Source organism: Burkholderia sp. Bp8994, assembly GCF_003853805.1.
GTDB lineage: Bacteria > Pseudomonadota > Gammaproteobacteria > Burkholderiales > Burkholderiaceae > Burkholderia.
Genome location: NZ_QTQH01000005.1, coordinates 52457 through 65485, shown reverse-complemented (window position 1 = coordinate 65485; position 13029 = coordinate 52457). Strand labels below are relative to the sequence as shown.

At 71.0% G+C, this 13029-nt stretch carries 12 protein-coding genes; 3 read left to right on the top strand and 9 right to left on the bottom strand.

From position 1 onward, the window contains the following. Positions 1 to 50: 50 nt before the first annotated feature. Complete coding sequence (locus tag DIE04_RS06490; protein WP_124488948.1) at positions 51 to 545, top strand: heme-degrading domain-containing protein; 495 nt, start codon at positions 51 to 53, stop codon at positions 543 to 545. Positions 546 to 568: 23 nt separating this feature from the next. Here the strand turns inward: DIE04_RS06490 and DIE04_RS06485 are convergent, their stop codons facing one another. From DIE04_RS06485 to DIE04_RS06450, 8 genes are all read right to left on the bottom strand, one after another. Then, positions 569 to 1315, bottom strand: coding sequence for a glucose 1-dehydrogenase (locus DIE04_RS06485; protein ID WP_124488947.1), 747 nt, complete (start codon positions 1313 to 1315; stop codon positions 569 to 571). Between the two features lie 172 nt (positions 1316 to 1487). After that, positions 1488 to 2192, bottom strand: coding sequence for an ABC transporter ATP-binding protein (locus DIE04_RS06480; protein WP_124523019.1), 705 nt, complete (start codon positions 2190 to 2192; stop codon positions 1488 to 1490). After that, on the bottom strand, positions 2189 to 2938 hold the full coding sequence (locus DIE04_RS06475; protein WP_124523018.1) for an ABC transporter ATP-binding protein: 750 nt from the start codon (positions 2936 to 2938) through the stop codon (positions 2189 to 2191). The genes DIE04_RS06480 and DIE04_RS06475 overlap by 4 nt, the downstream gene beginning before the upstream one ends. After that, positions 2935 to 4161 (bottom strand): branched-chain amino acid ABC transporter permease, encoded by a 1227-nt coding sequence (locus DIE04_RS06470; protein WP_124523017.1) that lies wholly within the window; start codon positions 4159 to 4161, stop codon positions 2935 to 2937. The genes DIE04_RS06475 and DIE04_RS06470 overlap by 4 nt, the downstream gene beginning before the upstream one ends. Then, a complete protein-coding gene (locus DIE04_RS06465) occupies positions 4154 to 5089 on the bottom strand; it encodes a branched-chain amino acid ABC transporter permease (protein WP_124488944.1) in 936 nt (311 codons plus the stop codon). The genes DIE04_RS06470 and DIE04_RS06465 overlap by 8 nt, the downstream gene beginning before the upstream one ends. Positions 5090 to 5102: 13 nt before the next feature. Beyond that, positions 5103 to 5540 (bottom strand): thioesterase family protein, encoded by a 438-nt coding sequence (locus tag DIE04_RS06460; RefSeq protein ID WP_124488943.1) that lies wholly within the window; start codon positions 5538 to 5540, stop codon positions 5103 to 5105. A gap of 141 nt (positions 5541 to 5681) precedes the next feature. Beyond that, on the bottom strand, positions 5682 to 6218 hold the full coding sequence (locus tag DIE04_RS06455) for an NUDIX domain-containing protein (RefSeq protein WP_124488942.1): 537 nt from the start codon (positions 6216 to 6218) through the stop codon (positions 5682 to 5684). Positions 6219 to 6340: 122 nt separating this feature from the next. Further along, a complete protein-coding gene (locus DIE04_RS06450; RefSeq protein WP_124523016.1) occupies positions 6341 to 7609 on the bottom strand; it encodes a YbfB/YjiJ family MFS transporter in 1269 nt (422 codons plus the stop codon). A 124-nt stretch (positions 7610 to 7733) separates the two neighbouring features. On the opposite strand from DIE04_RS06450, the gene DIE04_RS06445 reads away from it, so the two are divergent. Further along, the gene (locus DIE04_RS06445) at positions 7734 to 8654 is read left to right on the top strand and encodes a LysR family transcriptional regulator (RefSeq protein ID WP_124523015.1); all 921 of its coding nucleotides are present in this window, start codon (positions 7734 to 7736) and stop codon (positions 8652 to 8654) included. A gap of 260 nt (positions 8655 to 8914) precedes the next feature. On the opposite strand, the gene alaS is transcribed toward DIE04_RS06445, so the two are convergent. Then, positions 8915 to 11539, bottom strand: a complete 2625-nt coding sequence (alaS, locus tag DIE04_RS06440) for an alanine--tRNA ligase (RefSeq protein ID WP_044846110.1) — start codon at positions 11537 to 11539, stop codon at positions 8915 to 8917. Between the two features lie 240 nt (positions 11540 to 11779). Between alaS and DIE04_RS06435 the strand changes: the two genes are divergently transcribed. Beyond that, positions 11780 to 13000 (top strand): CaiB/BaiF CoA-transferase family protein, encoded by a 1221-nt coding sequence (locus DIE04_RS06435; protein WP_124523014.1) that lies wholly within the window; start codon positions 11780 to 11782, stop codon positions 12998 to 13000. Positions 13001 to 13029: the final 29 nt, after the last annotated feature.

Sequence of the window (13029 nt, the reverse complement as noted above, 5' to 3'; positions counted from 1 at the left end):
GCGACGCAGGACGCGCGCACGGGCCGAACTTGCGACGACACGGAGCTGCCATGCCGATCCCCTTCCCGCGCTGCGCGCCCATGCCCTTCGGCGACACGGCCTCAACGCCGATGCTGGCGCACTTCGATGCCGACGTCGCGCGCCGGCTCGGCGACATCGCGGTCAATCTCGCGTCGCGCCGCGGGCTGCCGATCGCGGTCGGCATCGTCGGCGAAGCCGCACCGCTGTTCTATTGCGCGCTCGACGGCAGCCGCGCCCGCGACAGCGACGCGATCCGCCGCCGGCAGAACACGGTGTTGCGCTTCGGCGTCAGTTCGCTCGAGGTCGGCGCGCGCTTTCGCCGCGCCGGCTGGTCGTTGCAGTCGCAGGGATTGTCGGATGCCGACTATGCGCTCGACGGCGGCGGCGTGCCGCTGCGGCTGGCCGACGGCGGCATCGTCGGCGCGATGGCGATCGCCGGGCTCGACGACGAACGCGATCATGCGCTCGTCGTCGAGAGCCTGCGCTGGCATGTCGGCGCGAACGCGCTCGCGATGATCGCGTAGCGGGCGCGCGCCGGCTCGCGCGATCAGTGCAGCCCGCCGCTCGCGACGAGGCGCTCGCCGGTCAGCCAGCGCGCATCGTCCGATGCGAGGAACACCGCGACCGACGCGATGTCGTCCGGCTCGCCGAGGCGGCCAAGCGGCGTCTGGCTTTGCACCTGCCTGTCGAGGTCCGAACCGATGATGCCCGCGCTGTGCGTGCCTTCGGTCACGATCATGCCCGGGTTGATCGCGTTCACGCGAATCTTGCGCGGGCCGAGTTCGAGCGCGAGCACGCCGGTGATCGCGTCGACGGCGCCCTTGGTGCCGCTGTAGACGGCGCTCGCGGGCGGCGTGATGCTCGTCACCACGGAGCTGATGTTGATGATGCTCGCGCCTTCGCCCAGATGCTTGACGGCGGCCTGCGTCGTCAGCAGCACGCCGAACACGTTCGTGTCGAACTGCCGGCGGTAGTGCTCTTCGGTGATCGCCTCGATCGGCGCGAACTCGTACACGCCGGAATTGTTGACCAGCACGTCGAGACGGCCGTACGTCTCGATCGCCGTATCGACGATGCGCTGCGCGTCCGCTGCCTTCGACACGTCACCGCCGACCGCGACCGCGCGGCCGCCCGCTTCGACGATCGCGCTCACGACCGCGTCGGCGCCGGCCTTGCTGCTCGCGTAGTTGACGACGACCGACGCGCCTTCGGCGCCCAGCGCCTTCGCGATTGCGGCGCCGATCCCCTTGGAAGCGCCCGTGACGATCGCGACCTTGCCTGCCAGCTTGCTCATGATTTCATTCCTCAGTCGGAAGACTTCGATGGATGGGTACCGGTCGCGCCTGTCGCGGCGCACCGGCCTTGCTGGCAATCTTCGCGGTTCCGGCGGCCGCGATAAAGCGGCTCGACACGAATTGACTGGCGGGGTTTGCCGAACAATCGGCGGATGGACGGTCGACGGACGGTCAGCCGGCGCTCAGCCACGCGCTGACGACGTCGCCGCCGAGCCCGTCGAGCGCGCCGTCGTAGACGATCTGCCCGCGCCCCATTACCGCGACGCGCTGCGCGAGCCGCGGCGCGAGCTGCAGCCGCTGCTCGATCAGCAGGATCGCGACGCCGTCGTCCTGCAGCGCGGCAAGGCAGGCGCCGACTGCGTCGACCGCGAGCGGCGCGAGCCCTTCGGCCGGTTCGTCGACGATCAGCACGCGCGGGCGGCCGGCGAGCGCGCGCACCAGCGCGAGCACCTGCTGCTCGCCGCCCGAGAGCCGCCCGGCCTTCACGTCGGCCCGCGCGGCCAGCAGCGCAAAGCGCGCGAGCAGCCGGTCGAGCGCGGCACGTTCGGCCGCGCCGCTCAGGCCGCGCAGCCCGAGCCGCAAGTTGTCGCGCACGCTCAGCAGCGGAAACACGTCGCGGCTTTCGGCGACGTAACCGACGCCGCGCCGCGCGATCTCGAACGTGCGTGCGCCCGCGCATTCGGCGCCGGCGATGCGCACCGAGCCCGCGGTGCGCACGAGCCCCATCACGGCCTTCGCGAGCGTCGAGCGGCCCGCGCCGTTGCGACCGAGCAGCGCGAGCGTCTCGCCCGGCGCGAGCGCGAGATCGACGCCGTCGAGCACGGGCTGGCTTCCGTACCATGCACGCAGGCCGCGGATGTCGAGCAGCGCGCTCATGCATCCTCGCCGAGATAGGCGGCACGCACGGCCGGGTCCGCGCGGATCGCGTCGGGCGCACCGGTCGCGACCACCGTGCCGCGCACGAGCACCGTGATGCGCTCGGCGAAGCCGAACACCGCATCCATGTCGTGCTCGATCATCAGCACCGTGCGGCCCTGCGTCGTCGCGCGGATCAGCGCGATCATCCGCGCCGCCTGGTCGCGGTTCATGCCGGCGGTCGGCTCGTCGAGCAGCAGCGTGCGCGCGCCGCTCGCGAGCGCGATGCCCAGATCGAGCGCGCGCTGTTCCGCATAGCCGAGTGCGCCGGCCGGCGCGTCGCGCCGCGCATCGAGGCCGATGTCGTGCAGCACGCGCGCGGCCGCGCGATCGACCGATGCCGATTCGCGCAGCCGGTTCCACCAGCGCCGCCGCTCGGCCGGCGCATGCAGCGCCGCGCAGCGCAGGTTGTCGAACACGCTCAGCCGCGCGAACGCGCTCGTCTGCTGGAAACTGCGGCCGATGCCGAGCCGGCTCGCGACGACCGGCCCGCGCCCGCGCAACTCGACACCGTGCAGCACGACGCGCCCGCACGTCGGCCGCGTCGCGCCGGCGATCACGCCGAACAGCGTCGACTTGCCCGCGCCGTTCGGCCCGATCAGCGCGTGACGCTCGCCGGCCGCGATGCTCAATTCGATGCCGTCGAGCACGGTCTGCGCGCCGAAACGCTGCACGATCCCGTGGAGCGCGATCGCGTTGCCGTTCATAGCCCGTCCTCCCACGTGCCGTGCCGGTGGTTCAGCAACCGCGCGCGCCAGCCCCACAGCAGCGTGCCGATGCCGGCCGCCGAGGCCGCGACGGCCCAGCCCGCCGGCGAATCGGCGTCGATGCCCCACGCGCCGAACGCGATGCCGGTGCCGTCGTCCTGCGCGAAACGCCACGCATAGCCGAGCTCGGCCGCGCAGACGATCGCGACGCCCCAGAACACGCACGCGCCGATGCCGCACAACAGGCGCCACCGCTCGGCCGCCGGCGCGCCGCGCCGCAACGCATGCGCGAACGCTTGCGCGATGCCCGCGATCCCGCGCGGCGCGGCGACGACGACCGCGACGAACAGCACGCCGAGATACAGCGCCCATGCGCGCGACACGCCCGCGACGACGACGCTCAACGCGGTCAGCACCACCGCGCCGGCCGCCGGCCCGAAGAACGTGCCGGTGCCGCCGATCACCGCGGCGATCAGCACGGTCGCCGAACGCGCCATCGACACGCTGTCGGGCGTCGCGATCTCGACGTCGATCAGCGTCAGCGTGCCCGCGATGCCCGCGAAGAACGACGCGCAGGTGACCATCGCGAGCCGCACGCGGCGCGGCTCGGTGCCGAGCGCGGCGACGCGCGCGGGGTTGTCGCGCACCGCGTTCGCGAGCCGGGCGAGCGGCGTGCGCGTCAGCGCGTGCATCGCCAGCGCCGACACGATGCACCATGCGGCGATCACCGCGTAGGCCTGCGTTTGCGCACCGAAATGCCAGCCGCCCCAGGGCGCGCCGCTCGCGCGGTCGATCGGCACGCCGCCGACGCCGCCGAACCACGCAGGCACGCTCCACGCGGCCGCCGCGACGCATTCGCCGAGGCCGAGCGTGATCATCGCGAACACGGTGCCCGCGCGGCGTGTCGCGAGCAGGCCGGCGAGGAACCCGAAGCCCGCGCCGGCCGCGCCGCCGACGAGCGGCAACAGCGGCAGCGGCGCGCCGACATGATTGAACCAGTGCGCGGCGGCGAACGCGCCGAGCCCCGCGACGGCGGCATGGCCGAACGACAGCAGCCCGGTCGTGCCGAGCTGCAGGTTGTACGACAGCGCGAGCACGACGAGCGCGGCCGTCTGCGCGAGATAGCCGAGCACCGCGCCATGCGGCCACAGCCACGCGGGCACAGCCACGCACGCGGCGAACAGCACCCAGCGCAGCGCGCCGGCCCGCGCGCGGCTAGCCATCGACACGCTCGCCGAACAGCCCGCGCGGCCGGGCGACCAGCACCGCGACAAGCAGCAGGTACGGGACCAGCGGAGCGAGCTGCGCGATCGACACGGCCGCGACGCCGTCGGGCAGCGCGAGGCCCGCCCATTGCGCGAGGTCGCGCAGGGACGTGTCGCTGGACGCCGCGAAGGTCTGCGCGAAGCCGACCGCGAGCGACGCGGCGAACGCGCCGCCGAGCGAGCCGAGCCCGCCGATCACGACGATCGCGAACACCACCGACCCGACGGTCTCGGCCAGCGCCGGCTCGATCACCGCGAGCGGCGCGCCGATCACGCCGGCCAGCGCCGCGAGCGCGGTGCCCGCGCCGAACAGCCCCGTCATCACCCGCGGCACGTCGTAGCCGAGCGCCTCGACGGCCGCGCGGTGCGTGAGCGCGGCGCGCACGACGAGGCCGAGGCGCGACGCGCGCAGCAGCGCGCCGAGCGCGGCCAGCATCGCCGCGGACATCGCCATCATGAAGAGCCGGTAGCGCGGCAGCGCGAGGCCGAACACGGTCACGGGCGCGCCGTCGAACAGCGGCGGCACCGGGGCCGGCAGCGGTGCGAGGCCCCACAGCAGTTTCGCGCCCTCGCCGATCAGGTACGCGAGCCCGAAGGTCAGCAGCAGTTCGCTCGTGTGCCCGTGCGCCTGCACGCGGCGCAGCAGGGCGCGCTCGCAGCCGGCGCCGAGCAGCCCGACCGCGAGCGGCGCGAGCCCGAGCGCGGGCCAGAACCCCGCGCGGGCTGCGATGCTGTAGCCGACATACGCGCCGAGCATGTAGAAGCTCGCATGCGCGAAGTTGAGCACGCCCTGCACGCTGAAGATCAGCGTGAGGCCGGCCGACAGCATGAACAGCAGCAACCCGTAGCTGAGGCCGTTGAATGCCTGGAGCGCGAACGCGTGCACCGCCGCGCGCCCGTCAGCCGGCGAGCGGTTCGAGCGCCGCGCGCAGCGTGTCCGGCAGCGGCACCGGGCGGCGCGTGCCGCGATCGACGTACACGTGCACGAAATGCCCCTGCGCGGCCGGCGCGGCTTCGCCCGCCGCGAACAGCCCGATCTCGTAACGCACGCTCGACGTGCCGAGCTTCGCGACGCGCAGCCCCGCGTCGACGGACTGCGGAAAGACGAGCGGCGCGAAGTAGTTGCACTGCGTCTCGACCACGAGCCCGATCGTCTGCCCGTGCTCGACGTCGAGCACGCCCGCGCGGATCAGGTATTCGTTCACGACGGTGTCGAAGTAGCTGTAGTAGACGACGTTGTTCACGTGCCCGTAGACGTCGTTGTCCATCCAGCGGGTCGTGATCGGCAGGAAGTGGCGGTAGGCGTCGCGCGGACGCGGCTGCGGCTTGTCGGACATGGCGATGGCGGTCAGGTCAGGACGAGGAAGATGAAGCGCACGTCGCGCGGCGGCCGTGCGGAACGGCCCGCCGGCGAATGGCGAGGTGCCGCGCCGCGATCGTGCCCGGCGCGACGGACGACATGGCGGCGGCGCGGCCCGTCACTGCCCCGCTCGGTCGACGAATTCGAAATCGAGGCCGCGCGCGCGCATCCAGTCGGCGAGCGCGTAGCCGGTGCCGGCGCGCCACGGGCGCAGCAGCGGCGGATCGACGAGCCGGTATTCGAGCAGTTCCGGCGACAGCGCGACGGTGCCCGACGCGCGCACGTGGTACGCGATGATCAGTTCGTTCTTGCGGATGAATTCATAGACGCCGACCAGCGAGACCTGCTCGGCCTTCAGCGCGGTTTCCTCGAACACCTCGCGCGCGATGCCGTCCTCGGGCGTCTCGCCGTTCTCGAGGAAGCCGGTGATCAGCGCGAACATCCCTTCCGGCCAGGCCGCGTTGCGCGCGAGCAGGATCTTGCCGTCGAGTTCGACGATCGCCGCCACCACCGGCAGCGGGTTGTTCCAGTGCACGTAGCCGCACGTGTCGTCCGGGCAGGCCTGGCGGACGCGGCCGCCTTCGTGGTCGGGATCGGCGCGCTCGGTCAGCGGACGCGCGCAGCGCGGGCAAAAACGGTAGTCGGCGGTGGTCATCGATGGGGATCTGGCGAGCGCCCGGCGGCGGCCTGCCGGCCGCGTCGCGCGCCCGCTCGGCGCGGGAAAGGCCTCATTCTAGCGAGTTTGCCCGCGCCGCAGACGATCCGGCCCCGATGATGTCAGGGTTGCATGCGGGGTTGCGCGCGCCCGCGTGCGGCGGTTGCCGCGAAGCCGGCGGCACCGGCGAGCAACGCGCCAGCCGCGACCCACAGCGCCGGCGAGAACGACCCGAAGCGCGCGGTCAGCGGCGCGGCGACGAGCGGACCGAGAATCTGCCCGACCCCGTACGACGCGGTCGCATAGCCCATCAGCCCGGTCGCTCGCTCGCCATGCAGCCGCCGCGCCTCGCGCATCGCGAACAGCGTGATCGCGGTAAACGGCAGGCCGAGCAGCGCGCTGCCGGCCGAGAAGCCGGCCGCGTTCGGCCAGACGATCCCCGCCGCGATCCCGAGCGCCTGCGTCGCGCAGCCGGCGGCGAGCAGCAGCCGGTTGTCCCAGTGGCCGGGCAATCGCGACGCGGCGATCGCGCCGACGATCAGCGCCGCGCCGAACATCGGCCAGAACAGGTCGGGCCACGGCGAGCCGGCCGGCAGCGCGGCACGCGCGATCACCGGCAGGAACGTCGCGGTGATGATGTAGCCGAAGCCCGGCATCCCGTACAGCACGACGAGCCACGCGGCGTCGGCGCGATGGCGCCGTGCGTCGTGCGGTGCCGCGGCCGGTCTCTCGCGCACGGCCGGCGCCGCGGCGCCCCGCGCGGCGGTTGTCGAGGCGGCCGGCCCCGGCGCGCTGCCGAACGTGCGCCAGATCGCGACCGACAGCAGCGCCGACAACACTGCGAAGCCGAGCCAGCCGGGCGCCGCGCGATGGCCGGCGAGCGCGCTGCCGATCAGCCCGGTCAGCACGATCCCGACGCCCGGCCCCGCGTAGATCACCCCGCTCCACTCGGGCGCATGCAGTTCGGTGAGCCGCCGCAGCCCCCATTGCGACACGAACACGAACGTCCATGCGCTGACGACGCCCGCGACGAAGCGCACCACGAGCCACACGGAGAGCAGATGGCCGACGCCCATCGCGGCAGTCAACAGCACGGTGGCGGCCAGCCCGAAGCGCACCATCCGCGAGGGCGCGACCCGCACGGCCGCGCAACTGACCGCGCCGACGAAATAACCCGCGTAGTTCGCCGACGCGAGCCAACTGCCGGCCTTCAGGCCGATCGAGCCGTCGGCGAGCATCAGCGGCAGCAGCGGCGTGAACGCGAAGCGGCCGACGCCGAGTGCGACCGCCAGCCCGATCATGCAGGCGAGCGCGGCCGCGCGGGCGCGGCGGTCGGCGTCATCGGGCAGGTGTACGCCGGCGACGGCGCTCGGGGCATCGGAACGGGACATGGCGGCATAGGCCGCGCGCGGCGCGCGCCGGCCGGAACGGAAATCGGAACGCTTGTATCGTAGCTTGACCGAACGTTCTCGATAAATGAATAATCAAGAATCCACATATCTCCAGGAGAGAATCATGGACCTGGCGGCGCTGGCGATTTTCCGGGCTGTCGTGCGCGAGAACGGTGTGACGCGCGCGGCGGCGAAGCTCAATCGCGTGCAATCGAACGTGACGACGCGCATCAAGCAGCTCGAGGAGGAACTCGGCGCGGCGCTGTTCGTGCGCGACGGCCGCCGGCTCGTGCTGACGCCGGCCGGGCACACGCTGCTGCCGTACGCGGAGCGGCTGCTCGCGCTTGCCGACGAGGCGCGCGACGCGGTGCGCGAGGACACGCCGCGCGGGCGGCTGCGGCTCGGCACGATGGAAAGCACGGCCGCGAGCAGGCTGCCGACCGTGCTCGCGCGTTATCACCATGCGTGGCCCGACGTGTCGCTGGAGCTCGTGACCGGCACGACCGGCTGGCTGATCGACAAGGTGCGCGACTTCGAGATCGACGCGGCGTTGTTTGCGCGGCCGCCCGAGCCGGACACGCTGCCCGACACATTCGAGACGGTGCCGATCTTCCGCGAGGATCTCGTGCTGCTGACGCCGCGCGGCCATCCGCCCGTGCGCACGCCGCGCGACGTGATCCTGCCGACGCTGATCGCGTTCGAGCGCGGTTGCACGTACCGGAAATATGTCGAGCAATGGTATGCGGCACACGGGATGAAGCCCTCGCGTGTGCTCGAACTCGGTTCGTATCATGCGATCGTCGCGTGCGTCGCGGCCGGCGCCGGCATCGCGGTCGCGCCGCGCTCGGTGCTCGAGTTGCAGCCGGAGACCGGTAACGTCGCCGCCCACACGATCCCCGAACTCGAAGGGATCGACACACTGCTCGCGTGGCGGCATGGTTACGCATCGGCGGCGCTCGCCGCGTTGCGCGATGCGCTGGGTGAGGCTGCGCGGGAGCCGGGTGATGCGACCAAGGCGGCGGTGGCCGCATCGGTGTCGGCCTGAGTCGGGATCGCCGGCGGCCGCTGGTGCGCGCGCTCGATCTTCATTCCGACACGGGCGATGCGGCCAGGGCGGTGGTGGCCGCGTCGGCGTCTGCCCGAGCCGGGAACGCAGGCGAGCGCCAGCGAGCGCGCTAATTCTTCATACCGACAAAAACAAAACGACCCGACCGGCACAGGTGCCGATCGGGTCGCTTTTTTTGATGCGAAGCGATGTGACGCGACGCGGTCAGCCCGACCACACCGCATCACCAGCCATGCCGATCAAAGACGCTCTTCGACCCAGCCCTTGACGCCTGCCAGCGCGCCCGGCAGGTTCGCCGGTTCCGTGCCGCCTGCCTGCGCCATGTCCGGACGGCCGCCGCCCTTGCCGCCGACCTGCTGCGCGACGAAGTTCACGAGCTCGCCGGCCTTGACCTTCTTGCTCGCGTCCGGCGTGACGCCCGCGATCAGGCTGACCTTGCCGCCTTCGACGGCCGCCAGCACGATCGCCGCGCTCTTCAGCTTGTCCTTCAGCTTGTCGACCGTCTCGCGCAGCGTCTTCGCGTCCGCGCCGTCGAGCGTCGCGGCCAGCACGAACACGCCGCCGACTTCGATCGCCTGCTGCGCGAGCTCGTCGCCCTGGCTCGACGCGAGCTTCGACTTCAGCGCGCCCAGTTCCTTCTCGAGCGACTTCACCTGGTCCTGCACCTGCGCGATGCGTTGCGTGAGTTCCGACGGCTGCGCCTTCAGCGCGGCGGCCGCTTCGTTCACGCGCGCATCGAGCTCCTGCACGTAGCGCACCGCGTTGTCGCCGGTGATCGCCTCGACCCGGCGGATGCCGGCCGCGACGCCGCCTTCGACGACGATCTTGAAGAAGCCGATGTCGCCGGTGCGGTGCACGTGCGTGCCGCCGCACAGTTCGCGCGAGAAGCCGAGATCGAGCACGCGCACTTCGTCGCCGTACTTCTCGCCGAACAGCGCCATCGCGCCTCCCTTCACCGCTTCGTCGTACGGCATCACGCGCACGATGCCCGGCGCGTTCGCGAGGATTTCGTTGTTGACGATCTGCTCGACGCGACGGATTTCGTCGTCGGTCAGCGGCGCGTTGTGCGCGAAGTCGAAGCGGGTTTTCTCCGCGTCGACGAGCGAGCCCTTCTGCTGCACGTGTGCGCCGAGCACTTCACGCAGCGCCTTGTGCATCAGGTGGGTCGCCGAGTGGTTGCGCTGCGTGCGTGCGCGACGATGCGCGTCGATTTCCGCGCGCAGCACGTCGCCGACCTTCAGCGTGCCCTGTTCGAGCGTGCCGTGGTGGCCGATCACGTCGGCCTGCACCTTCAGCGTGTCGGCCACGGCGAAGCGCGTCGCTGCATTCGCGAGCACGCCCTGGTCGCCGACCTGGCCGCCCGACTCCGCGTAGAACGGCGTGTGGTCGAGCACGACGACCGCATCCTGGCCGTGCTTCACTTCGTTGACGGCCGAACCGTCGACGTACAGCGCGACGACCTTCGCGTCGTCGAACGCGATCTCTTCATAACCGTGGAACGTGGTCTTCGCGCCCGAGTATTCGAGGCCCTGCGTGGCCTTGAACTTGCCGGCCGCGCGCGCCTGCTCGCGCTGACGCGCCATCGCGTCGTCGAACGCCGGCTCGTCGACCGTCATCCCGCGCTCGCGGCACACGTCGGCCGTGAGGTCGAGCGGGAAGCCGTACGTGTCGTGCAGCTTGAACGCGAGTTCGCCGTCGAGCACCTTGCCGCCCTTCGCGTCGACATCCGCCAGCGCCGCTTCGAGGATCGACATCCCGTGCTCGATCGTCTCGAAGAAACGCTCTTCTTCCTGGCGCAACACATCGGTCACGCGCTGCTCGGCTTCCTTCAGCTCCGGATAGGCCGCGCCCATCTCGGCGACGAGGTCAGCCACCAGCTTGTGGAAGAACGAGCCCTTGCGGCCAAGCTTGTAGCCGTGGCGGATCGCGCGGCGCACGATGCGGCGCAGCACGTAGCCGCGGCCTTCGTTGCCGGGGATCACGCCGTCGACGATCAGGAACGAGCACGCGCGGATGTGATCGGCGATCACCTTCAGCGAGTTGTTCGTGAGGTCGCTGATCTCGGTCACGCGCGCGGCGGCCTTGATCAGGTTCTGGAACAGGTCGATCTCGTAGTTGCTGTGCACGTGCTGCAGCACCGCGGCGAGACGCTCGAGGCCCATGCCGGTGTCGACCGACTGCTTCGGCAGGCGCGTCATGTTGCCCTGCGCGTCGCGGTTGAACTGCATGAACACGAGGTTCCAGATCTCGATGTAGCGGTCGCCGTCTTCTTCAGGCGATCCCGGCGGGCCGCCCCACACGTCCGGACCGTGGTCGTAGAAGATTTCGGTACACGGGCCGCACGGGCCGGTGTCGCCCATCGTCCAGAAGTTGTCCGACGCGTAGCGCGCGCCCTTGTTGTCGCCGATGCGGATGATCCGCTCGGTCGGCACGCCGACCTCCTTCGCCCAGATGTCGTACGCTTCGTCGTCTTCCTGGTAGACGGTGACCCACAGCTTTTCCTTCGGCAGCTGGTAGACCGTGGTCAGCAGTTCCCACGCGAAGCGGATCGCGTCGTGCTTGAAGTAGTCGCCGAACGAGAAGTTGCCGAGCATCTCGAAGAACGTGTGGTGGCGCGCCGTGTAGCCGACGTTCTCGAGGTCGTTGTGCTTGCCGCCCGCGCGCACGCTGCGCTGCGCGGTCGTGGCGCGCGTGTACGGACGCGGATCCGTGCCGAGGAACACGTCCTTGAACTGGACCATGCCCGAGTTCGTGAACATCAGCGTGGGGTCGTTACCGGGCACGAGGCTCGACGAGCGGACGATCGTGTGGCCCTTCGATTCGAAGAATTTGAGGAATTTCTCGCGGATTTCGGCAGCTTTCATGGCGTGCGGGGAATGTCTGGCTGAGACGGCTTCAAACGCCGGCCGTCCTCGCGGACGCACGGCGGGCAGATATCGTAAACGAGCGATTATACGATACAGATCGGCGGCTCCCACGCCAGCGGCCCGCCGCGCCGGACGAGCGGCCTGGGCCACCGGCGCGGCCGATTCGCCTTAAGATGCTCGGCATGCCAATCCGCCTTGCCTCGGGCCGGGCGAGCCATGAAAGGAGACGATTCGACGATGGGTGCCCTGAGCCATATCCGCGTGCTGGACCTCACCCGCGTGCTCGCGGGCCCGTGGTGCGCGCAGACGCTTGCCGATTTCGGCGCGGACGTGATCAAGGTCGAGCGCCCCGGCGCCGGCGACGACACGCGCCACTGGGGGCCGCCGTACCTGAAGGACGCGACCGGCGCCGATACGGCCGAGGCCGCGTACTACCTCGCGGCGAACCGCAACAAGCGCTCGGTGACGGTCGACATCGCGACGCCGGAAGGCCAGCAGATCGTGCGCGAGCTCGCCGCGCAGAGCGACGTCGTGCTCGAGAACTACAAGGTCGGCCAGCTGAAGAAATACGGGCTCGATTACGAATCGCTGCGCGCGGTGAAGCCCGATCTCGTCTACTGCTCGGTCACCGGGTTCGGCCAGACGGGCCCGTACGCGCACCGCGCGGGCTACGACTTCATCGTCCAGGGGATCGGCGGCTTCATGAGCATCACCGGCGAGCGCGACAGCGAGCCGGGCGGCGGGCCGCAAAAAGCCGGCGTGGCGATCGCCGATCTCGCGACGGGCCTCTATTCGACGATCGCGGTGCTCGCCGCGCTCGCGCACCGCGATCGCACGGGCGAAGGCCAGTACATCGACATGGCGCTGCTCGACGTGCAGGTCGCGCTGCTCGCGAACATGAACACCAACTTCCTCGCGAGCGGCAAGCCGCCGGTGCGCTGGGGCAACGCGCACCCGAACATCGTGCCTTACCAGACGTTCCAGACGAGCGACGGCTGGATCATCGTCGCGGTGGGCAACGACGGGCAGTTCCGCAAGTTCGTCGAGGCCGGCGGGCGGCCCGAGCTGGCCGACGACGAACGGTTCGCGACGAATCCGTCGCGCGTGCGCCACCGCGACACGCTGGTGCCGATCCTCGCGGAGATGGTGAAGGCGCGCGGCAAGGCCGACTGGATCGCCGTGCTCGAAGCGGCCGGCGTGCCGTGCGGGCCGATCAACGAACTCGACGAGGTGTTCGACAACGAACAGGTGGTCGCGCGCGGAATGCAGGTGTCGCTGCCGCACCCGTGCGGCGCGGACGTGAAGCTCGTGCGCAATCCGATCCGGATGAGCGCGACGCCGCCCGATGCGCGCACCGCCCCGCCGCTGCTGGGCGCGCAGACGGAAGACGTGCTGCGCGACATGCTCGGCTACGACGATGTGCGGATCGCCGCGTTGAAGGCGAAGCAGGCGATTTGAGCGCGTGTGATACCTGGCCGACCGCCCAC